The organism is Actinoplanes campanulatus (assembly GCF_014647795.1).
Classification (GTDB): domain Bacteria; phylum Actinomycetota; class Actinomycetes; order Mycobacteriales; family Micromonosporaceae; genus Actinoplanes; species Actinoplanes campanulatus.
Genome location: NZ_BMPW01000002.1, coordinates 292,615 through 314,260, shown reverse-complemented (window position 1 = coordinate 314,260; position 21,646 = coordinate 292,615). Strand labels below are relative to the sequence as shown.

At 69.8% G+C, this 21,646-nt stretch carries 16 protein-coding genes; 4 read left to right on the top strand and 12 right to left on the bottom strand.

What is annotated here, in order from left to right; translation table 11 throughout:
• Positions 1-2: 2 nt before the first annotated feature.
• Positions 3-2,630, bottom strand: coding sequence for an MGH1-like glycoside hydrolase domain-containing protein (locus IEZ13_RS06275; protein ID WP_183218371.1), 2,628 nt, complete (start codon positions 2,628-2,630; stop codon positions 3-5).
• 141 nt (positions 2,631-2,771) lie between these two features.
• Between IEZ13_RS06275 and IEZ13_RS06270 the strand changes: the two genes are divergently transcribed.
• The gene (locus IEZ13_RS06270; RefSeq protein WP_229794485.1) at positions 2,772-4,217 is read left to right on the top strand and encodes a GGDEF domain-containing protein; all 1,446 of its coding nucleotides are present in this window, start codon (positions 2,772-2,774) and stop codon (positions 4,215-4,217) included.
• Positions 4,218-4,227: 10 nt separating this feature from the next.
• Positions 4,228-4,722 (top strand): NUDIX hydrolase, encoded by a 495-nt coding sequence (locus tag IEZ13_RS06265; RefSeq protein WP_183217715.1) that lies wholly within the window; start codon positions 4,228-4,230, stop codon positions 4,720-4,722.
• 10 nt (positions 4,723-4,732) lie between these two features.
• Here IEZ13_RS06265 and IEZ13_RS06260 read toward each other — a convergent pair whose 3' ends face one another.
• Both IEZ13_RS06260 and IEZ13_RS06255 read right to left on the bottom strand, forming a co-directional pair.
• Complete coding sequence (locus IEZ13_RS06260) at positions 4,733-5,410, bottom strand: response regulator (protein WP_183217713.1); 678 nt, start codon at positions 5,408-5,410, stop codon at positions 4,733-4,735.
• The gene (locus IEZ13_RS06255; protein WP_183217711.1) at positions 5,407-6,687 is read right to left on the bottom strand and encodes a sensor histidine kinase; all 1,281 of its coding nucleotides are present in this window, start codon (positions 6,685-6,687) and stop codon (positions 5,407-5,409) included. Before IEZ13_RS06255 ends, IEZ13_RS06260 begins: the two co-directional genes overlap by 4 nt.
• Positions 6,688-6,914: 227 nt before the next feature.
• On the opposite strand from IEZ13_RS06255, the gene IEZ13_RS06250 reads away from it, so the two are divergent.
• Positions 6,915-7,340, top strand: a complete 426-nt coding sequence (locus IEZ13_RS06250; RefSeq protein WP_183217709.1) for a DUF1707 SHOCT-like domain-containing protein — start codon at positions 6,915-6,917, stop codon at positions 7,338-7,340.
• Between the two features lie 113 nt (positions 7,341-7,453).
• Positions 7,454-8,275, top strand: coding sequence for a metal-dependent hydrolase (locus IEZ13_RS06245; protein WP_183217707.1), 822 nt, complete (start codon positions 7,454-7,456; stop codon positions 8,273-8,275).
• Positions 8,276-8,320: 45 nt separating this feature from the next.
• Here IEZ13_RS06245 and metH read toward each other — a convergent pair whose 3' ends face one another.
• From metH to IEZ13_RS06200, 9 genes are all read right to left on the bottom strand, one after another.
• Complete coding sequence (gene metH, locus IEZ13_RS06240) at positions 8,321-11,926, bottom strand: methionine synthase (protein ID WP_183217705.1); 3,606 nt, start codon at positions 11,924-11,926, stop codon at positions 8,321-8,323.
• Between the two features lie 125 nt (positions 11,927-12,051).
• The gene (locus IEZ13_RS06235) at positions 12,052-13,689 is read right to left on the bottom strand and encodes a bifunctional 3'-5' exonuclease/DNA polymerase (RefSeq protein ID WP_268240082.1); all 1,638 of its coding nucleotides are present in this window, start codon (positions 13,687-13,689) and stop codon (positions 12,052-12,054) included.
• Between the two features lie 31 nt (positions 13,690-13,720).
• The gene (locus tag IEZ13_RS06230) at positions 13,721-14,620 is read right to left on the bottom strand and encodes a carbohydrate ABC transporter permease (RefSeq protein ID WP_183217703.1); all 900 of its coding nucleotides are present in this window, start codon (positions 14,618-14,620) and stop codon (positions 13,721-13,723) included.
• A gap of 11 nt (positions 14,621-14,631) precedes the next feature.
• Positions 14,632-15,531 carry a carbohydrate ABC transporter permease gene (locus IEZ13_RS06225; protein ID WP_183217701.1) on the bottom strand — a complete coding sequence of 300 codons (900 nt, stop codon included), beginning with the start codon at positions 15,529-15,531 and terminating at the stop codon, positions 14,632-14,634.
• Positions 15,532-15,553: 22 nt separating this feature from the next.
• Positions 15,554-16,987, bottom strand: a complete 1,434-nt coding sequence (gene ngcE, locus IEZ13_RS06220; RefSeq protein ID WP_183217699.1) for an N-acetylglucosamine/diacetylchitobiose ABC transporter substrate-binding protein — start codon at positions 16,985-16,987, stop codon at positions 15,554-15,556.
• A gap of 16 nt (positions 16,988-17,003) precedes the next feature.
• Positions 17,004-17,861, bottom strand: coding sequence for a carbohydrate ABC transporter permease (locus tag IEZ13_RS06215; RefSeq protein ID WP_183217697.1), 858 nt, complete (start codon positions 17,859-17,861; stop codon positions 17,004-17,006).
• Positions 17,861-18,838 (bottom strand): carbohydrate ABC transporter permease, encoded by a 978-nt coding sequence (locus IEZ13_RS06210; RefSeq protein WP_229794484.1) that lies wholly within the window; start codon positions 18,836-18,838, stop codon positions 17,861-17,863. The genes IEZ13_RS06215 and IEZ13_RS06210 overlap by 1 nt, the downstream gene beginning before the upstream one ends.
• 52 nt (positions 18,839-18,890) lie before the next feature.
• A complete protein-coding gene (locus IEZ13_RS06205; RefSeq protein WP_183217695.1) occupies positions 18,891-20,204 on the bottom strand; it encodes an extracellular solute-binding protein in 1,314 nt (437 codons plus the stop codon).
• Positions 20,205-20,239: 35 nt separating this feature from the next.
• Entirely contained in the window at positions 20,240-21,253 is a 1,014-nt protein-coding gene (locus IEZ13_RS06200) for a MurR/RpiR family transcriptional regulator (RefSeq protein WP_183217693.1), read from the bottom strand.
• Between the last annotated feature and the right edge of the window lie 393 nt (positions 21,254-21,646).

Sequence of the window (21,646 nt, the reverse complement as noted above, 5' to 3'; positions counted from 1 at the left end):
ATCTAGGACCTCAGGTTGAAGATCAGGTCGACGACCAGGGCCGTCCAGCCGGTCTGGTGCCAGGCGCCCAGGCCGGCCCCGTTGTCGCCGTTGAAGTACTCCGGGAAGGCGATCAGGTCCTTCCAGTCCGGGTGCGTCTGGAACAGCTCGGTGGCGCCGTAGATCGGCCGGCGGCCCTCGGCGTCCGGCACGAACAGCCCGATCAGGCGGCGGGACAGGTCGTCGGCGATCTCGGTGAGCCCGGCCTTGCACTGCGAGCCGGTCGGGTACTCCGCCTTCAGGTCCTCGCCGTAGAACTCGGCGAACTCCCGCAGTGCCTGGACCAGGAGGTAGTTGACCGGCATCCACACCGGACCGCGCCAGTTGGAGTTGCCGCCGAACAGGCCGCTGGTGCTCTCGGCCGGCTCGTAGCCGACGGTGAAGTCGGAGCCGCCCAGCGACACCGTGAACGGCTTCTCCAGGTGGGCGCGGGACAGGGTGCGCAGCCCGTACGGGGAAAGGAACTCCGCGGGATCGAGCAGGCGCGCGAGAATGCGCAGCAGCTGGTCCTGACCCACCATGCTGAGCAGGCGCTGCCGGCGCCGGTCGGCGCCGCCGAGGCGCCGGGCGCTGATCACGTCACCGAACTCTCCCTGGTGATGCAGCATCCACCGGACCCGTGAGTTGATCTCCGGGAGCCGGTCGAGGGTCTCCGAGGTGAGCCGGGTGGTGGCGGCCAGCGGCAGCAGGCCGACGATCGAGCGGGCCTTGAGCGGCACCCGGTGGCCGTCCGGCAGGCGCAGCACGTCGTAGAAGAAGCTGTCCTCCTCGTCCCACAGCCCCTGCCGGTACGCCGCCTCCGCGATGTACGTGAAGTGCTCGAAGAACTTGGTGGCCATGTCCTCGTAGGCCGGGTCGTGCAGGGCCAGGATGATCGACATGTCGAGCAGGTTGAGCGCGTACATGGCCATCCAGCCGGTGCCGTCGGACTGCTCCAGCACCCCGGCGACCGGCAGCGCGGCCGACCGGTCGAACGGCCCGACGTTGTCCAGGCCGAGGAAGCCGCCCTCGAAGACGTTGTTGCCGCCGACGTCCTTGCGGTTGACCCACCAGGTGAAGTTGAGCAGCAGCTTGTGCATCACGCGGGACAGGAAGCCGAAGTCCCGCCCACCGTCGATCTTGAAGACCTGCAACGCGGCCCAGGCGTGCACCGGCGGGTTCACGTCCGAGAACGACCACTCGTACGCCGGGATCTGCCCGTTCGGGTGCATGTACCACTCGCGGAGCAGCAGCAGGAGCTGCGACTTGGCGAAACCCGGGTCGACTCGGGCGATGCTGACACAGTGGAACGCCAGGTCCCAGGCGGCGTACCAGGGGTACTCCCACGGGTCCGGCATGCTGATGACGTCGAAGCTGTTCATGTGCCACCAGCCGTTGTTGCGCCCGTGGCGCCGGCCCGGTGGCGGTGGGGCGTTGCCCGGGTCGCCGTGCAGCCACTGCTTGACGTCGAAGTGGTAGAACTGCTTGCCCCACATCAGGCCGGCGACGGCCTGCCGGGCCACGTCCTTCTCGTCGCGGGTGGCCGCCTCCGGCAGCACCTCGGCGAAGAACTCGTCGGCCTCGGTCATCCGGTCGCGCATCACCGCGGTCCAGCCGTCGCCGAGGTCGGCCGGCGGCAGCGCCCGGTCGCTCTGGGTGAGCCGGAGCCGGATGGTACGGCTCTCCCCCGCCCCCAGCGTCACCCGGTAGTGCAGTGCCCCCTTGGTGCCGGTCCCGGCCGGGTTCACCGTCGGCATGTCGAGCGTCAGGTGGTCGTTGATGCCGTCCTTGGGGAACGGGCTGCGCCCCGGCAGCCCCCACAGCCGCTGCGCGTTCGTCTCGTTGTCGCACATCAGCGGGCGGGGTGTGCCCTGCCCGTCGAGGGTGATGTGGCCGAGTGAGCGGTGCCGCCCGGACAGCCGCCCCGGCGTACCGATGATCTCCGGGACCGGACGGTTGGGCAGCCCCCACGACCACGTGTTGCGGAACCACAGGGTGGGCAGCACGTGCAGGGTGGCCGGTTCCGGGCCACGGTTGGCGACGGTGACCGCGATGCAGACGTCGTGGGTGCCGGCCTTGGCGTAGTCGACGGTGACCGCCCAGAACCGGTCCTCGTCGAAGATCCCGGTGTCGACCAGCTCGTACTCACTCTCGTCGCGCGACCGCTGCCCGTTCACCCGGACCAGCTCGTCGTACGGGAACTCGGCCTGCGGGTAGTGGTAGCGCCAGCGCATCCACGAGTGGGTGGGTGTGGAGTCCTGGTACCACCAGTAGTCCTTGGCGTCCTCGCCGTGGTTGCCGCCGTCCCCGCCGAGGCCGAACATCCGCTCCTTCAGGATCGGGTCGCGGCCGTTCCACAGGGCGAGCGCGAAGGCGAACGTCTGCCGGTCGTCGCAGAGCCCGGCCATGCCGTCCTCGTTCCACCGGTACGCCCGGGAGCGCGCGTGGTCGTGCGGGAAGTAGTCCCACGCCGTACCGTGCTCGCTGTAGTCCTCGCGAACCGTGCCCCAGGCGCGTTCGGCGAGGTACGGCCCCCACGCGCGCCACGGCTGCTCACCGGAATCGGCCTGTGCGAGGCGTACCCGCTCCGACACGTCCGTCCCCACCCCCATCATCCGAAGTCATTCTTCGGAGTCGATCACACTGAGACTGTCACGCTCATATGTCAAACGTGTAAGGCCCGGGACGCCGGCACCAGAGGTCCCCCGGATCCGCACCCGACGAGCAACTCCGGCACCGGATTCTTCCTAAACGTGCGACGAGAACTCTGGGCTGGACTCACCTGGACCGGTGTGATGGTGCTCTGTGTCGCCCTGCGCGTGACGCTCGGGGCGACGGACACCTCCTACCTGGTGACCATCGCGCCGTACATGCTGGTCAGCGCCGGCACGCCGATCGCCGTGCTGGTCGGCACGCTCCGGCACCGGCCACCGCACCGGGCCGGCTGGTTCCTGCTGGCCGCGGCCCAGGCGGTGTACGCCGTCGCGGACGGGATGACGGTCCGCGACGACTGGCTCGGCAGCTTCCTCGAGCCCACCCCGGCCGACCTCGTGTACTTCGCCTCCTACCTGCTGCTCTCCGCCGCCGTGCTGGTGTTCATCCGGCGCCGCACCCCCGGCTGGGACATCCCGAGCGGCATCGACGCCCTGGTCGTGTCGATCAGCGCCGGCCTGCTCACCTGGATCTACGTGCTCCAGCCGCTGACCTCCGACTCGGCGCTGCCGCTCAACGCGAAACTGACGCAGTCGGCGTACCCGGTCCTCGATCTGATGGTGTTGATCCTGGCGGTCCGCCTGGTGATGGGCACCGGCACCCGCGGGCCCGTGCTCTGGCTCCTCCTCAGCAGCCTCACCCTGATGTTCTCCGTCGACACGGCGTACGCGGTGGAGGGCATCGCCGACGGCGGCGCGGTCGACGAGGCGTACCTCGACGCCATGTGGATGATCTCGCTCGGGCTGCTCGGCACGGCCGCCCTGCATCCCGGCATCCGACGATTCGACCAGCGCAGCGACACCGCCCTGCCGGACGCGTCGCCGGCCCGGCTCGGCGTCCTCGCCGTCGCCGTGCTGATGGCGCCGGGCGTCCAGTTCATTCAGTGGCTGCGCGGCGAGCCGGTCAGTGTGCCGCTGATCAGCGCGGCCTGCGCGGTCATGTTCCTGCTCGTGCTCGCCCGGATGTACGGCCTGGTCACGGCGCAGCGGCGGGCCGCCGTCACGGACAGCCTGACCGGCCTGCACACCCGCCGGCACTTCACCCAGGCGCTGGCCGTCGAGTGCCGCCGGGCCACCCGCGCCGGCCACGGCGTCGGCCTGCTGATCATCGACGTCGACCACTTCAAGAAGGTCAACGACGGGTACGGGCATCCGGCCGGCGACCAGGTCCTGCGCGAGGTGGCCCGGCGCCTGGCCGCCGGCAGCCGGGCCGGCGGCGTGATCGCCCGCTACGGCGGTGAGGAGTTCGTGGTGCTGGCCCCGCACACCGGGCCCGGCGAGCTCTACGCCCTCGCCGAGCGTCTCCGCGAGGAGATGGCCGGCCTCCCCGTCGACATCGGCGGCGACCTGCTGTCGGTGACCGTCTCGATCGGTGCCGCCGTCGCCGTCGGCCCCGACCCGGAGGCGCTGCTGCACGACGCCGACGAGGCCCTGTACGCCGCCAAGGCGGCCGGCCGAAACCGCGCCATCCTGTCGCCCGCCGGTTAAGGTCGGCGACGTGCCAGCTTCCGATTACGTCACCGGCCTGCGCGCCAAGACCGGCCCCGGCCTGATCATGTTCCCGTCGGTGACCGCCGTGGTCTTCGACGACCGCGGCCAGATCCTCCTGCACCAGCGCAGCGACAACGCGAGCTGGACACTGATCGCCGGGATGATGGACCCCGGCGAGCAGCCGGCCGACACGGTGATCCGGGAGGTGGAGGAGGAGACGTCGGTCCGGGTGAGGATCGACCGGCTGGCCGGGGTGGCGCTGCACGAGGTCACCTACCCCAACGGCGACCACTGCCAGATGGTCAACACCTGGTTCCGCTGCCGTGCGGTCTCCGGCGTCGCCCGGGTCAACGACACCGAGTCCCTGGCCGTCGGCTGGTTCCCGCTGGACGCGCTCCCGGATCTCAACCCCTACGCGCTGCACCGCATCCGTACGTCCCTGGCCGAGGACGGCCCCGCCTGGTTCGCCCCACCCGGCGACACCATGATCCCCGGCTGGTGACCCGGCCGGGTCAGGGGGCCAGCCAGCCGGGGCGGATCAGGCCGGCCTCGTAGGCGTAGACCACCAGCTGGGCGCGATCCCGCGCGCCGAGCTTGATCATCGTGCGGCTGACGTGGGTCTTCGCGGTCGCCGGGCTGATCACCAGGCGGGCCGCGATCTCGTCGTTGGAGAGCCCCTCCGCGACCAGCACCATCACCTCCCGCTCCCGGTCGGTGAGCTGGTCCAGCTCACGCGGCGGCTCCGGCGGGCGCCCCCGGGCCGCGGCCGCGGTGAACGAGCCGATCACCCGCCGGGTCACGCTCGGCGACAGCAGCGCGTCACCGGCCGCGACCGCCCGCACCCCGCGCAGCAGATCCACCGGCTCGGTGTCCTTCACCAGGAACCCGGACGCCCCGGTCCGCAACGCCTCGAAGACGTATTCGTCCAGCTCGAAGGTGGTCAGGATGACGACCTTCGTGCCGGCGAGGGCCGGGTCCGACGCGATCCTGCGGGTGGCCTCCAGGCCGTCCACCCCGGGCATGCGGATATCCATCAGTACGACGTCCGGCCGCGCGGCCCGCACCACCTCGACCGCCCGCAGCCCGTCCGCCGCCTCCCCGACCACGTCGATGTCCGGCTCCGCGTCGAGCAGCGCCCGGAACCCGGCCCGCACCAGCGCCTGATCATCCGCGAGCACCACCGAGATCACCGCTCCACCCCCGGCCCGTTCTCGGACAGCGCCGGCTCGGGTGGGACGCCGCCGGGGCCGGTGGGGAGGACCGCGGTGACCAGGAAGCCGCCGCCGGAGGACGGCCTCGCGGTGAGGGTCCCGCCGAGGCTGTGGGCGCGGGCCTGCATCCCGGCGATGCCGCCGGCGGCCGGGTCCTCGGTTTGCGGTGCGGCAGCGGCCGCCCGGCCGGTGTTGGTGATCGACAGCATCAGCGACCCGAGGGTGTAGCGGATCTCGACCAGGACGGTCGGCTCCGGGCCGGCGTGGCGGCGCACGTTGGTGAGGGCCTCCTGGACGATCCGGTACGCCGCGCGGTCCACCTCGGCGGGCAGCTCACGCTCCTCGCCGTCGACACGGGTCCGCACCGGAAAGCCGGCGCCGGCGGTCAGGTCGGCGAGGCGGCTCAGGCCGAGGGCCGGTTGCCGGGGCGCCTCCTCACCCTCGGTACGCAGGACGCCGAGCACCGACCGCACCTCACGCAACGCCTCCGCGCTGGCCGTCTTGATCGCCGAGAGGGCCTCCCGCGCCTGTTCCGGCCGGTTGTCCATCAGATGCAGACCCACTCCCGCCTGGACGTTGATCAGTGACAGGTGGTGCCCGAGGACGTCGTGCAGCTCCCGGGCGATCCGCAGGCGCTCCTCCGAGGCCTGCCGCCGCTCCTGCTCCTCCTCGGCGCGGGCCCGCTCGCGCCGGGCCCGGGCGATGGTCGCCATCTGGTCGCGGTGCACCTGGGACACCACGCCGGCGAGCACCGCGCCGCCGAGCCCGGCCGCGGCGAGCGTCACCTCCCGCAGCCCGGGGCTCACCCCGGCCGGCAGGTCCAGCGGGCCGGCGAGGACCACGGTGACCAGAACATATCCGGCCCAGGCGGTGGCCGCGGCGATCGCGGCGGCGGTCCGGCGCCCCTGTTTGGCCAGGGTGAAGAGGGCGATGGCGGGGGCGACCGCATACATCCAGTACGGCTCGGCGTGGCTCGCGAAGGCGATCGACGCGGCCGCGGACACGGCGAAGGCCACGAGCGGGGCGCGCCGCCGCCAGAGCAGCGCCACCGGCCCGGCGAGCAGGAGGAAGTAGTAGAGCGGCCCGGTGGCGAGGTGGACGCCACCCCGGTCGGCCAGCTCGCCGGTGCCCGCCAGGTGGAAGACGGCCGCCGCCACCGCGGCCCCGGGCGGCCAGCCGGCATGCCTGCCCCGCCGCCGCCACGGCGGCCCGGCCGGGTCCACCGCACGCGGCCCGCAGTCGTCGGCCTGCCTCATGCACCCGAACCTACGGCACCGTGCGGGCCCGCACATCGCCGCGCGGTAGCTCCCCGCGGTACGACCCGGGGCGCATCCGCCGAGGGCCGGGTACGACTCCGGGCGTACGAGAAAGATCGACGACGGCGCGGACTGCGCCGCACGGATGCCTCGCCGGGCCGACGCGCGCGCCCTCCTCCGGCGCCCACTCTGGTGTGCAGGGAAACGCGATCGAGGGAGACGACATCATGGAAACCACTCCGGCCCGCCTGCGCACCTCCGACACCGAGCGGGAGCAGGTCGCCGAGATCCTGCGTGCCGCGATGGCCGAGGGCCGCCTCGACATGGTGGAGGGAGAGGAGCGGCTGGCTTCGGCGTACGCCGCGAAGTACCGCGACGAGCTGACGTCGCTGACCGCCGATCTGCCCGGCGGTGGCCGGCATGCCCTGGCCCGGACCCCGCAGGCGCGCGCCGCGACACGCCGGTCGCTGCGCCGGCACGCCAGCTTCATCATGATCCTCGCGGGTGTCCTCACCGGACTGTGGATCATCTCGGGCTCGGGCTTCTTCTGGCCGGCGATCCCGCTGACGTTCCTGGTGGTGGGGCTGGTCAAGCACGCCGCCCACGGCCGTTGGCGGCCGGAGTACACGTTCGGGCACCACCACCGTCACTGATCGCCGGAAGTGTCGGGTGGCCGACCCCACTCCGACATGGACGCGACGGTCGTTGATCTTCTCCGTTCACTCTGCCAGAGTGGGCCAGTTTGTTCGGGGAGGGACAAGACAAGATGATGGGTCCGTCGCACGCGCTCTCGGGCGCGGCCGCCTGGCTGGCCGGCAGTTGGGCGCTCGACCAGTTCGCCAACGTGAGCCAGACGCCACTCGAAGTGGCGGTGGGCACGGCGATCTGCGCCGGTGGCGCCCTGCTGCCCGATCTGGATCTCTCCGGCAAGGTGACCCGTAACCAGGGTGGCGCCACGGTGGCCCGCACGTTCGGTGTGGCGTCGCTGTTCGTGGCCGAGGTGGTGGAGAAGTTCTCGCTGGGCGTCTACACGGCGACGAAACTGAGCCGGGACCCGCGCCGCGACAACGGCCACCGCACCTTCACCCACACGCTGCCGTTCTGTGCCCTGATCGGCTGGGGCACGACGGCGCTGGCCGACCGCTACGGCTACTGGGCGGTGATCGGGATCGTCTTCTTCATGGGCGGTCTGGCGCTGCGCGGCCTGTTCGACGACTGGGCGGAGCGGGCCGGCTGGGTGATCGTGACGCTGTGTTCCGCTCTGATCGCCTGGTTCACGGCGGCGAACCTGCCCAGCGACCGCGGCTATCCGCTGCTGGGACTGGCGGTCGGGGTGGGCTGTTTCGTGCACATCCTGGGCGACATGATCACCAAGAACGGCGTGCCGATCATGTGGCCGATTCCGGTCAAGCGCCGCATGTGGATGATGGTCGGCATCCCGAACAGCATGGCGGTGAAGGTCGGCGGCAAGGTCGAGGTGGTCATCCTGCGCACCGCGTTCACCGTGATCGCGCTGCTGTCCATCGCCGGCCTGTTCGTCCCGAGCCTGCTGGAGCGCTTCAACCTGGACGTCTGGGCCAGTCGCTGATGCACGGCCGGGCCGCGGATCACTCCGCGGCCCGGCCGGAGCCGCTCAGTCGATCGAGTACGCGAGGTTCGGCCGCAGCCAGCGCTCCACCTCGGCGACCGGGACGCCGCGGCGCCGCGCGTAGTCCTCGATCTGGTCCTTCCCGAGCCGGCCGACCGTGAAGTAGCGGGACTCCGGGTGCGCGAAGATCAGGCCGCTGACCGCGGCGGCCGGGGTCATCGCGTACGACTCGGTGAGGTTGACGCCGATCGCCGACGTACCGAGCAGCTCGAACAGGTCACGCTTCTCGCTGTGGTCCGGGCAGGCCGGGTAGCCGAGGGCCGGGCGGATGCCACGGAACCGTTCGGCGTGCAGGTCCGCAAGCGCCGGCTGGGCGTCCGGCTCGAACCAGTCGCGGCGGGCCTTGAGGTGCAGGTACTCGGCGAACGCCTCGGCCAGCCGGTCGGCCAGGGCCTTGACCATGATGGCCCGGTAGTCGTCGTGCTCGGCCTCGTACCGGGCGGCCAGGTCCTCGGCGCCGTGGATGGCCACCGCGAACCCGCCGAGGTGGTCCCCCTCGGGGGCGATGTAGTCGGCGAGGCAGCGGTTGGCGCGGCCGGCCGGCTTCTCGGTCTGCTGCCGCAGCATCGGGAACGAGGCGCCGCCGGCCAGCCTGATGTCGTCGCCGTCGGCGTGCGCCGGCCAGAAACCGTACCGGCCGCGGGCCTGGAACGAGCCCTCCGCGATGATCTGGTCGAGCAGCGTGTTGGCGTCGTCGAACAGCTCGCGGGCCACCGGCTGGTCGAGGATCGCCGGGTACTTGCCCTTGAGCTCCCAGGCCAGGAACAGGAACTGCCAGTCGATCAGCCGGCGCAGCTCGGCGATGGTCGGCGCCACCTCGCGGACGCCGGTGAACGCCGGCACCGGCAGGTCGCCGAAGTCGACCGTCTCGCGGTTGGCGCGGGCCTGCCCGATGGTGAGCAGCGGCTGCGAGTGGCGCTGCTCGTGCTGGATCCGCAGGCGCTCCTGCTCGGCCCGGTTGGCCTCGTCCAGCTTGCCGGCGCGGACCGGGTCGAGCAGGTCGGCGACCACGCCGACCACGCGGGAGGCGTCCAGCACGTGCACGGTGGGCGCGTCGTACGCCGGGGCGATCCGCACCGCGGTGTGCTGCTTGGACGTGGTGGCCCCGCCGATCAGCAGCGGGAGCTTCATGCCCCGGCGCTGCATCTCGGCGCCGACCGCGACCATCTCGTCCAGCGACGGGGTGATCAGGCCGGAGAGGCCGATGGCGTCGGCGCCCTCGGCGATCGCGGTGTCCAGGATCTTGGCGGCCGGGACCATCACGCCGAGGTCGATCACGTCGTAGTTGTTGCAGCCCAGGACCACGCCGACGATGTTCTTGCCGATGTCGTGGACGTCGCCCTTGACCGTGGCGAGGACGACCTTGCCCTGCCCGCGGTGGTTGCCGCTCTCGGCCTTCTCCTGCTCCATGAACGGCAGCAGGTAGGCGACCGACCGCTTCATCACGCGGGCGCTCTTGACCACCTGTGGCAGGAACATCCTGCCGGAGCCGAAGAGGTCGCCGACGACGCCCATGCCGTCCATGAGCGGGCCCTCGATGACGTCGAGCGGGCGGGGCAGCTTGTGCCGGGCCTCCTCGGTGTCCGCCTCGATGAAGTCGACGATGCCGTGCACCAGGGCGTGGCTGAGCCGCTCCTCGACCGGGGCGTCGCGCCAGGACAGGTCGACCTCGCGCTTGGCGCCCGAGCCGGTGACCGTGGAGGCGAAGGTGACCAGGCGGTCGGTGGCGTCCTCGCGGCGGTCGAAGAGCACGTCCTCGACCAGCTCCAGCAGGTCGGCCGGAATGTCCTGGTAGACGGCGAGCTGGCCGGCGTTGACGATGCCCATGTCCAGGCCCGCCGTGACGGCGTGGAACAGGAACGCCGAGTGCATGGCCTCGCGGACCACGTCGTTGCCACGGAAGGCGAACGACAGGTTCGAGACACCCCCACTGGTACGGGCGCCGGGGCACCGCTGCTTGATCAGCGGGAGCGCCTCGATGAACGCCTTCGCGTACCCGTTGTGCTCGGCGATGCCGGTGGCGACCGCCAGCACGTTGGGGTCGAAGATGATGTCGTGGGGGTCGAAGCCGTCCCCGACCAGCAGGTCGTAGGCGCGGCCGCAGATCTCCACCTTGCGATCGCGGGTGTCGGCCTGGCCCTGCTCGTCGAAGGCCATCACCACCACACCGGCGCCGAAGTCGCGGATCCGGCGGGCCTGCTCGAGGAACGGGCCCTCGCCCTCCTTGAGGCTGATCGAGTTGACCACGCCCTTGCCCTGCACGCACTTGAGGCCGGCCTCGAGCACCGAGAACTTCGAGCTGTCGATCATGATCGGGATCCGGGCCACCTCGGGCTCGGTGGCGATCAGGTTGAGGAAGGTGACCATGGCCCGCTCGCTGTCCAGCAGGTCGGCGTCCATGTTCACGTCGAGCAGGTTGGCGCCGCCGCGCACCTGCTCCAGGGCCACGTCCACGGCGGCCTGGTAGTCGTCGGCCTCGATGAGGCGGCGGAACTTGGCCGAGCCGGTGACGTTGGTCCGCTCGCCGATCATGACGAAGCCGGTGTCCGGCCCGATCGCGAACGGCTCCAGGCCGCTGAACCGGGTGGTCGGCGCGGGCGGGTCGATGACGCGCGGAGCCGCGCCGCGGACTCCCTCGGAGATGGCGGCGATGTGCGCCGGGGTGGTGCCGCAGCAGCCGCCGACGAGGTTGATCAGTCCGGAGTCCGCGAACTCGGCGAGCAGCCGCCCGGTCTCGGCCGGCTGCTGGTCGTAGCCGCCGAACGCGTTGGGCAGGCCGGCGTTGGGATGCGAGGCCACGTAGGTCCCGGCGATCCGGGCCAGCTCGGCCACGTGCGGCCGCATCTCGGCGGCGCCGAGCGAGCAGTTGACGCCGACCACCAGCGGCTTCGCGCCCTCGATCGAGCGCCAGAACGCCTCCACGGTCTGCCCGGAGAGGGTACGGCCGGAGATGTCCAGGAACAGCGAGAGCCACAGCGGCAGGTCGGGCGCCACCTCGCGGGCCGCCGCGATCGCGGCCTTCGCGTTCAGCGTGTCGAAGACCGTCTCGATCAGCAGCAGGTCGACACCGCCCTCGACCAGGGCCGCGATCTGCTCCACGTACGCCGCCTTGACCTTGTCGAAGGTGACCGCGCGGAACGCCGGGTCGTCGACCTTGGGCGAGATGGAGAGGGTGACGTTGAGCGGGCCGACCGAACCGGCCACGAAACGGGGGCGGCCGTCCTGGGCGGTGGCCTCCTCGACCGCCTGGCGGGCCAGCCGGGCACCCTGCACATTCATCTCCCGCACCAGGTGCTCCAGCCCGTAGTCGGCCTGGGCGATGCTGGTCGCGGTGAACGTGTTGGTGGTGGTGATGTCGGCGCCGGCCGCCAGGTACTGCCGGTGGACGTCGAGGATGACGTCCGGCCGGGTGAGGATCAGCAGGTCCGGGTCGCCGGTGACGTCCTGCGGGTGGTCGGCCGGGATCAGGTCGTCACGGCGGTAGTCGGCCGGGGTCAGCTTCGCGCCCTGGAGCATCGTGCCCCACGCGCCGTCGAGCACCAGAATTCGCTCAGTGAGCAACTCACGCAGCTGGGTGACGGTCTGAGTCAACGAGAACACCTCCGAGATCCCTGAGAAGTCGGAGGCGCCCTTGTTTCGGGTGGATCACCGGTCGAGCGTGACGGGTGTGCCCGCTGCAGCGCCTCTCGGCCGGACCATCAACGATACCGACTCCTTCACTTGGCGTCGGCGTAGGCACCAACCACTGAGACGTCCAACGGGAAACGCACCGTGGTGGCGCCGAAGAGCAGACGGCCGGCCGATGCCGCGCTCGCGTGCACCGCTTCCACCACGCGTTCGGCCTGCTCGGCGGGGCAGTGCACGACCACCTCGTCGTGCACGAACAGGACCAGCTCGGCATCGGTTCCGGACAACTCGGTCCGCAGGGTGGCGAGCAGGACCAGGGCCCACTCGGCGGCAGTGGCCTGGATCACGAAATTGCGGGTGAACCGGCCTCTCGCCCGGCCGGGTGGTGGGGCCACCTCGTCCGGGGGATCGAGCCCGTCCGCACGCCACGACCCGGCCGCCGGCGGGCAGGTCCGCCCGAGCCAGGAACGGACCAGGCCACCGGCCTCCCCGGTCCGCGCGGCGGCCTCCACATATTCGAAAGCGGTCGGGTAGTGGCGTCGCAGCACGGCGAGGGCCGGGATGGCGTCGCCGCCGGTCTGCCCGTACATCGCGCCGAGCAGGGCGAGTTTGGCCTTGGCCCGGTCGCCGTCGAACGAGTCGGCAGCCAGTGCCGCGTACAGATCCCCGGCGGCGGCGGCCCGGGCCAGGCGCTCGTCACCGGAGACGGCGGCCAGGACGCGGGGCTCCAGTTGGCCGGCGTCGGCGACCACGAAGGTGTGACCGGGATCGGCCACCACGGCCCGGCGCACCACCTTCGGGACCTGGAGGGCGCCGCCGCCCCGGGTCGCCCAGCGGCCGGAGACGACGCCTCCCGGCACGTACTCCGGGCGGAAACGGCCGTCGCGCACCCAGGCGTCGCACCAGGCCCAGCCGTGCGCGGTCCAGATCCGGTAGAGCTCCTTGAACTCCAGCAGCGGCGGAACCGCCGGATGGTCGACCTGGCGCAGCACCCAGCGCCGGGTGTTGGGGATCTCGATGCCGGCCCGGTGGAACGCGCGCACCACCTCGGCCGGCAGGTCGGGGTGCAGGCCGTGGGTGCCGAACGCGGCGTTGATCCGGGCGGTCAGCTCGGCCAGCCGGCGGGGCGGGCCCATCGGCTGCGGCGGGCCGAGCAGCTCACGCAGCAGCTCGTCGTGGATGTCGGCGCGCCACGGCAGACCGGTGTGGCCCATCTCGGCGGCGATCAGGGCGCCGGCGGACTCGGCGGCCACCAGCAGCCGGAAACGGCCGGGATGTCCGGTTTCCCCCACGAGGCGCGCCTGTTCCCCGTACACCTCCAGAAGGTCGGAGATCTCCACGCGCTCGGCCGGAACCGCGTCGAAGAGGGCGACCTGCGCGAAACCGGGCGGTTCGGCATCCGGCCGTGGCCGGTCCGGAGGGACCGGGAGGCCGCGCAGACGGGCGACGGCCGCGGCGAGCCCGCGTGGCTCACCCCACCGGCCGGCGTGGCCGAGCAGCAGCGCCTCGGTCAGCTCGAGATCGTGGCAGCGGGCCACCCGGACCCCGGCGCGCAGCAGCGCCGGATAGACGTCGGCGGTGCGGGTCCAGACCCAGCGTGGCTGCTCGGCGGCCTCCAGCGCGGCGATCGCCGCGGCCAGGTCGGGGACGTGCCACCGCTCCCCGGAAGCATGCCGACCCAGACGGCCACCAGGACCGTCCGGGTCGGGAACTACCGCTACCAGCACCGGGTCATTGTCACCCCGGGGTATGACACTTCTACTTCACAGCCCCGGCGGTCAGACCAGCCTGGATCTGACGCTGGAAGATCGCATAGACCACGATCATCGGCAGGATGCTCAGGGTGAGCGCGGCGAACAGCGTCGACCACTCGGCGTGGTAACCGGCCTGCGTGGAGATGTTCGCGATGCCCTGGGTGAGCACCCACTTCTGGTCGGCGCCCTGCCCCTGCATGATCACCAGCGGCAGCAGGTACTGGTTCCACTGCCCCACGATGTTGAAGATCGTGATGCTGACCAGGCCGGACTTCGCCATCGGCATCATGATCTGGAAGAACTTGCGGGTGTGCGAGGCGCCGTCGACCGTCGCGGCCTCGTCGATCTCGTGCGGCAGCGTCCGGAAGAACGCGGCCAGGAAGAAGACGGTGAACGGCAGCGAGTAGGCGATGTAGACCAGGATCAGGCCGAGGTACGAGTTCAGCAGCCCGAAGTTCTTCAGGATGTGGAAGAGCGGGGCGAGCGCCATGAACGTCGGAAAGGCCAGGCCGGAGACGAACACGTAGTAGAGGACCCGGTTGCCGGGGAAGGTGTACCGGGCCAGCACGTAGGCGGCCATCGACCCGAACAGCATGGTGCCGGCGGTGCTCACCGCCACCACGAAGACGCTGTTCAGGAAGTAGCGGCCGATGTGCGCCTGGTCCCACGCGGAGATGTAGGTCTCCAGCGAGAACGAGTCCGGCAGCGCGAACGGCTCACCGAGGAAGATCTCGGTGTTGGACTTGAACGAGGCCAGCAGCACCCAGATCAGCGGTCCGGCGGTGACCAGCGCCCAGAAGACGAGGGCCACGTGGGCCAGGCCGTTGAAGGCGCGGACCTGGCGGTGGGTCTCCACCTTCTTCTGCGACTTCTTCTCGGAGACGGCCGCGGTCAAAGTGGTCATGTGCGGGCCTCTCAGACGGCGTCACGTCGCGTGACCCGCAGGGTCAGCGCGGCGAAGGTCAGGGTCAGGAAGAACAGCACCACGCCGAGCGCGGAGGCGTACCCGACCTGGGAGTACTCGAAGGTGTTGCGGTAGATCATCATGGCCAGCACCGAGGTCGCGCCGTCCGGGCCACCGCGGTCCACGGTCATGATGTTGATCAGGGCGAACGCGTCGAACGCGGCGATGCCGAGGTAGACCCACGCGGTCTGGATGGTGCCCCACAGCAGCGGCAGGGTGATCCGGAAGAAGAGGGTGACCCGGGTGGCGCCGTCCAGCGCCGCGGCCTCGTAGATCTCGTGCTCGATCGAGCCCATGCCGGCCGAGAAGAGCACCACGTAGAAGCCGACCGCCTGCCAGACCAGCACCACCAGGATGCAGGTCAGCGCCCAGCGTTCGTCGGCCAGGAACAGCCACGGCGCCCAGGAGTCCGGGAGCAGACCGTTGATCATGCCGCTCTTGTCCGAGGCGAACACCCGGCCGAAGATCACCGCGACGATGGCGAGGGCCATCAGCTGCGGGAAGAAGAAGATCACCCGGTAGACCTTGGAGCCCCAGACCCCGCGGGTCATGCCACCCTTCGATCCGCCGCCCACGTTCAGCAGGAACGCGAAGAGCAGACCGAGCGCGATCGTCACGATCGGCAGCAGCAGGAGCAGGTAACCGTTGTGCCGCAACGACTTCCAGAAGAGGTCGTCGTTCCACAGTTTGACGAAGTTGTCGAAACCGACGTACTTGATCGGTCCGAACCCGGACCAGCTGGCCACGGACAGCTGGAAGGTCTGGATGTACGCCGCCACCACGAAGGTGGCGTAGAGCGCCACCGGCACGGCAAGGAAGCCGATGATGAAGGGGTACTTACCGTGCCGCATGGCGCTCTACCTCACTACTACTTCAGCTACGGGTCTGCTTCTGGACGGAGGAGTCCTTGGCGAGCGCCTGTGAGGCGGCCTCCATCCGGTCACAGAACTTCTGCGCGTCGCCGCCCTTGAACATCAGGTCGTTGACGGCGCTCAGCGACTCGTCGCCGAGCTTCTTGTACCAGGTGTCGAACAGGTAACCCATGAAGACGTCCTTGCCGGCCTTGTTCAGTGCCTCGTTGGCACTGGTCAGGCCGGGGGACAGCTCGACACCGTCGGCGGCGCCGAGCACCACGGTCAGCGACTTGGTGAGCTTGGTGAACTCGGTCGCCGCCTCCTTGGAGAGCATGACCCGCAGGTACTCCATACCACCACGCGGGTTCTTGCCCTTCGACGACGCGAAGTAGATCTCGCCGGCCGCGGCGTTGAGCGCGGCCGCCGGGAGCTTGTCCGAAGTGGTGACGGCAGGGTACGGCGCGACCGCGTACTTGAAGGTCGGCGGGGTGTCCTTGGCCTGCTCGTTCTCCAGCCAGGAGCCGCACGGGTAGAAGGCGACCTTGTCCTGGTTCTGCTGGAGCTGGACCTCGGTGTGCTTGAGGCCGAGGAACGACTTGTCCAGGTACTTGTTGCCGATCTCGCCCCAGGCCTTGGCGGCCTCGAGGACGGCCGGGGCGGTCCACGCGCCGGGCTTCAGGTTGTCGATGTCCTTGAGGACCTGCTCGGTGCCGATCTTGCCGGCGCTGGTGAGCAGGGCGCGGACCATGTAGTACGCGGCGTTCGCGCCGGCGTAGCCGAACGGGACGAGGCCCGCGGCCTTGATCTTGTCGCAGAGGGTGATGAACTCGGCCCAGGTGGCCGGCGGGGTCCAGCCGTTCTTCTCGAACAGGGCGGCGTTGTACCACATGCCGAAGACCGTGTACGAGTAGTTCAGCGCGTACGGCTTGCCGTTGTAGCTGCCCCACTCGGCGGTGCCCGGGACCAGCGTCTCCGCCACGGTCTTGCCGGGGATGTCGAAGGACGCGGCGGCGTAGAGCTCGGTGAGGTCCTGCGCCTGGCCGGCCGCCACGATGGCGCCGAAGTCCATCATCTTGGCGCCGGAGTTGTTGATCATGTCGGGCGCGTCGCCGGCGTTGAGGCGCGGCTGGACGGTCGTCGAGATCTCCTGGGTCGCCGAGTAGGCGACCTTCGACTCCGGCCACTTCTTGTTGTAGAGCGGGGTGTCGACGTCGGTGGCGTACTTGGTGCCCAGACCGCCGTCGAAGATCACGATCTCGAGCGGCGCCTTCGGGTCGACGCCCAGCGGGTTGTCCGCGGACTTCGTGCCGGTGGCCTGGTCGGTCGTCTCGTCCTCGCCACCGCCCACACAGGCGCTGAGCATGCCCACCGCCGGGGTCGCCACCAGGCCGACCGCGGCGGCGCGGCGGAGCAGGGTGCGACGGTCCAGTTCGGAGTTCGTTATGTCAGACATCGATGTCCTTTCGGGTTCAGCCCTTGACGGCGCCGGCCGTCAAACCGGTGGCGATGTTGCGCTGGATCAGGAGGAAGAACACCACCACCGGGATGGAGGTGATGATCGCACCGGCCATGAGGGGACCCCATGCGGTGCCACGTTCGGTCTGGTTGTAGAGCAGCCAGGCCATCAGGTTCTGGTTCTTCGGGTCGTTCAGCGTGTTGATGATGATGAACTCGTTCCACGCCTGGATGAACCCGTAGACCGAGGTGGCGACGAGACCGGGACCGGTGAGCGGCAGGATGATCCGCCAGAACACCTGGGCCCGGGTACAACCGTCGATCATCGCGGCCTCGTCCAGCTCCCGCGGGATGCCGGAGATGAAGCCGCGCAGTGTCCACACCGTGTAGGGCAGCAGCAGCACCAGGTAGACCAGCGCCACGCCGACGAGCGAGTTGGTGAGGTTCGCGCTCTGGAGCATCAGGAACAGCGGGATGAGCAGGGCCAGGAACGGCACCAGCTGGACCGCCAGGACGACCAGGATGATCGCCTTGCGGCCGTAGAAGCTGAACCGGGCGATCGCGAGCGCCGCGAGGAAGCCCACGACCAGCGCCGCGGCCACCGCCATCGCCGTGATGATCAGACCGTTGATCATGCTCGGGATGAACAGCTCCTCGCCGAGCGCGGACTTGAAGTTGTCCAGTGTGAAGTCGTGCGGCCAGAACGTGGGCGTGAAGCTGCGGACCTCACTGTCCGGCTTGAACGCCGTGTTGAGCACCCAGTACACCGGGAAGATCATGATCAGACCGAAGACGATGCCGGTGGCGTTCGCGAAGAACGTACCGGTGCGGCTGCGTCCGACGGTGATCACACCATCGTCATGGCGGGCCATCAGTCCACCTCTCCGATCTTGAACATCTGGCGGATGTAGAAGACCATCACGCCGAGCATCAGGAGCACGGTGATCACCGAGATCGCCGAGCCGTAGCTGTAGATGGAGCGCCCGAACGCCTGCGTGTAGGAGTAGGTCGCCAGGGTCTGGTAGACCGGCTCCGGGTGGCCGTCGCGCAGCGCCCAGTTCTGGGTGAAGAGGCCGAAGTTCCAGATCACCGACAGCGTGGTGACGATCATCAGCAGCGGCTTCAAGATCGGCAGGGTGATGTTGCGCAGCGACTGCCAGGGGTTGGCACCGTCCACCGTGGCGGCCTCCAGGAGCTCCTTCGGCACCTGGGTGAGGCCGGCGCTCAGCGAGATCGCCAGGAACGGGATGCCGGCCCAGACCACCAGCGCGGTGATCACCGCCCAGCCCTCCCACGGGTTGACGAACCAGCTGTGGGTGTCGTAGTCGAGACCCAGCTGGGTGAGCACGTAGTTGAGGACGCCGAAGTCCGAGTCGGTCAGCCAGCGGAAGGCCTGCGCGGCGACCAGCTGGGGCAGGGCCCAGACGAACATCATCGCGATCATCATGAACATCCGGACGCCGCGGGTGACCCGGCGCATGAGCAGCGCGATGCCCAGACCGGCCAGCACCGAGAGGGTGACCGAGACGACCGTGAAGCCCGCGGTCCGCGCGACGACGCCCCAGAAGACGCTGTCGGTGAGAGCCTTCGTGTACTGGTCGACGCCGGCCCACGGCGGGGTGGCGCCGGAGAACAGCTCCCGCAGTCGCATGTTCTGAAAGGACAGCACGATCATGCGGTAGAGCGGGTAGCCCAGCATCGCGACCAGGATCAGCAGCGTGGGCAGGGAGAGCAGCCAGGCGACACCGGAGTCGCGCTGGCCACGGGAGCGCACCCGCTTGACGGGCTTGGGCGGCGTGGCCTGCGGCGCCTGTGCCGGGGCGGGCCGGGAGTCGACGGCGTGCATCATGATCCTCCAGTGCGGTGTGCCGCCCGCCCGACGGCGGGCGGCACATGCGTCATCAGGCCTCGTTGAGCGTGGCGGCGATCTGCTCGTCAGCCCACTTGGCGCCGTCGGCCACCGTCTTCTTGCCGGTGAGGATGTCGGTCAGCATGGTCTGGAGGATGTTGCCCTTCTCCACGTCGGCCCACTTCTCGGCGTTCGGCGGGAACCAGCTGTTCTTCGCGGACAGCGCGGCCGGCGCGATCTTCGGGTTGTCCGTGGCGGCCTTGTCCAGCAGCGCGGTCGCGTTCGGCAGCGCGCTGGCCTTGATCAGGCCCTCCATCGACTTGCTGTCGGTGAAGTACTTGACCCACTGAGCGGCGAGCTCCTTGTTGCCGCTCTTCGCGGTCACACCCAGGTTGGAGCCACCGAGGAAGGACGGCACGTCGGGCAGCGGGGCGGCCGCCAGCTTGCCCTTGACCTTGGTCGGGACCAGCTCGGAGTTCGGGTCGTTCGGGTCCTTGCGGACCTCCTCGGCGACACCCTGCTCCCAGGCGTTGCCGTAGAAGATGCCGCCCGAGCCCTGCGAGAAGATGCCGGCCTGCTCGTTCTCGTTCTTGGTGACGTCGGCCTTCGAGTACTTCTTGACCATGTCGACCCAGCGCTGGAGGCCCTCCTGCGACTGCGGGGAGGAGAGCTGGCCGACCCACTTGCCGCCGTCCTGCTTGGCGATCTCGCCACCGGTCGACTTGACCCAGGACATGGCCGCGTACCAGTACTGGCCCGGCATGTAGACGGCGCTGAACTTCTTGTCGGCCGCGTTGCCGGTCTGGAGCTTGTCGGCGGCGGAGAGGAAGTCGGCGTAGGTCTTCGGGGCCTCGGTGATGCCGGCCTTCTCGAAGAGGTCGGTGCGGTAGATCATCACGCGGGCACCGGCGTAGTAGGGCACGCAGTAGGTCTTGCCCTCGGACTCACAGGCGCCGGAGAGGCCGGACAGCCAGGTGCCGGAGTTCTCGAAGTCACCCTTGTTCAGCTCGGCGAAGCCGCCGGAGAAGACGTACTTGGAGAACTCGGTGTTGCCCAGCTCGACGACGTCCGGGACGTCCGAGCCGGCCAGCGTCGCGTCCAGCTTGGTGAGGTGGTTGGCCCACTGCTGGTACTCGACGTTCACCTGCGCGCCGGTGGCCTCGGTGAACCGCTTGGAGGCGTCCTCGACGACACCCTTCCAGCTGGTCTCGGCGTCGACCATGAGCCAGACCTTGATGGTCTTGCCCTTGCCGTCGACCGTGCCGTTGGCCGAGGTCGCACCCTCGTCGCTGCCGGAGTTGCCGCAGGCGGCCGCACCGAACAGCGACGCGGCGAGCGCCGCCGCGACCGCGATCTTGCGCTTCACATTTCCTCCCGAGGGGATTTCATACTTTTAAGGGTTCAGCTGTCTTTCGCGGCCTTGTGCCCGTGCACCGCCTGAGCGGTGCGCTGGAACGCGGCGTGCGATCGTTCGTGGGTTCGTTGCGCGACGGCGACGTACAGCAGGTCGAGAACGACCAGCTGGGGGTGGCGGGCGCTGAGCGCGTCCGGCCGGAAGGTCGTCGCCTGTGTGGCGGTGAGCAGGACGATGTCCGCGAGCTCGGCCAGTGGGGAACGGGGGAAACTGGTCAGCGCGATCGTGGTGGCGCCCCGGCTGTTCGCCTCGGCGAGCAGCTCGATCGTCTCGCCGGTCTCGCCACTGTGCGAGATGCCGAGCGCGACGTCGCCGGGCCTCGACAAGGCGGCGCTGGCCAGACCGTTGTGCACGTCGGTCCAGGCCCACACCGGAATGCCGATGCGGTGCAGACTGAACTGCATCTCCTCGCCGACCAGCGCGCTTCCGCTGGCGCCGAAGATGTTCACCCGTGGCGCGGCGGCGATCGCCACCGCGGCCCGCTCCACCTCGCCCAGGTCGAGCAGCGTGGCGGTGTCGTGCATGGCCCGCGTGTCGGCCGCCATGATCTGGCCGAGGACCCGCTCGAGCGGGTCGTTCGGCTGGATCTCGCGGCCGATGTCCACGGTCCAGCCGGCCGAGCGGGCCCGGCCGGTCTCCGCCGCGATGCCGAGGCGAAGATCCGCGTAACCGTCGAAGCCGACCGCCCGGCAGAACCGGGTGATCGTCGCGGGCGAGGTGCCGCTGCGCTCGGCCAGCTCGACGATGGTGGCCCGGGAGGCCGCGGCGGGGTCGGCGAGCACCTGCTCGGCGACCCGTTGCAGCGCCCCGGTGAAGTCCGGCAGCAACGTCCTGACCCGGGCGAGCACCCCGTCGATGGGCGGATGGTCCACGCCGTTCGAGGGCGTGGTGCGCCCGCCCCCGTGGTCGCTCCCGTTGCTCCTGTTCAGAGCGGCGTGGGCGCGAACCAGCGAGGGGGTCACCGCGGTCCACGCGGCGCCGTCCATCTCCGGCTCAGCCATCGGTCACCCTTTCAGGAAGGACTGTTTACTGTCGCGGTAAAAGTTCTTACTAACGGCCCCCTGCTGTCAAGGCTGTGAAGGAAGTTTTCAAACCGTTACCGGAGCAGCGCGAATGAACTGATGTTTCGGAGGGGGCGGATGACCGCCATCGATCCCCAAATGGCCGAAACGACGTGGCCGCCATCACATGTCCGAATTTCGCCCATTTTTCGTCGACTGAACGACCCATTCGAGCTAGGCCATTTCGACGAGGAGCGATCATCCGATCGTCCGGTCTCCGTGACGCGCTGAAACCTCGCCGTCACACCGGAAACATGATCAAAAAAATTTCCGGTACGCCGTACGCGCTGCGCCGTGGAAGCATGGGGGTAATTGCTCTCATTTCAGGAGAAA

Bases quoted from the DNA above. Each gene is read 5' to 3' on its own strand.
- IEZ13_RS06200 (WP_183217693.1), bottom strand. From the start codon at position 21,253: ATGGCTGAGCCGGAGATGGACGGCGCCGCGTGGACCGCGGTGACCCCC.
- ngcE (WP_183217699.1), bottom strand. From the start codon at position 16,987: ATGTCTGACATAACGAACTCCGAACTGGACCGTCGCACCCTGCTCCGC.
- IEZ13_RS06225 (WP_183217701.1), bottom strand. From the start codon at position 15,531: ATGCGGCACGGTAAGTACCCCTTCATCATCGGCTTCCTTGCCGTGCCG.
- IEZ13_RS06245 (WP_183217707.1), top strand. From the start codon at position 7,454: ATGATGGGTCCGTCGCACGCGCTCTCGGGCGCGGCCGCCTGGCTGGCC.
- IEZ13_RS06230 (WP_183217703.1), bottom strand. From the start codon at position 14,620: ATGACCACTTTGACCGCGGCCGTCTCCGAGAAGAAGTCGCAGAAGAAG.
- IEZ13_RS06210 (WP_229794484.1), bottom strand. From the start codon at position 18,838: ATGATGCACGCCGTCGACTCCCGGCCCGCCCCGGCACAGGCGCCGCAG.
- IEZ13_RS06215 (WP_183217697.1), bottom strand. From the start codon at position 17,861: ATGGCCCGCCATGACGATGGTGTGATCACCGTCGGACGCAGCCGCACC.
- IEZ13_RS06275 (WP_183218371.1), bottom strand. From the start codon at position 2,630: ATGGGGGTGGGGACGGACGTGTCGGAGCGGGTACGCCTCGCACAGGCC.
- IEZ13_RS06255 (WP_183217711.1), bottom strand. From the start codon at position 6,687: ATGAGGCAGGCCGACGACTGCGGGCCGCGTGCGGTGGACCCGGCCGGG.
- IEZ13_RS06250 (WP_183217709.1), top strand. From the start codon at position 6,915: ATGGAAACCACTCCGGCCCGCCTGCGCACCTCCGACACCGAGCGGGAG.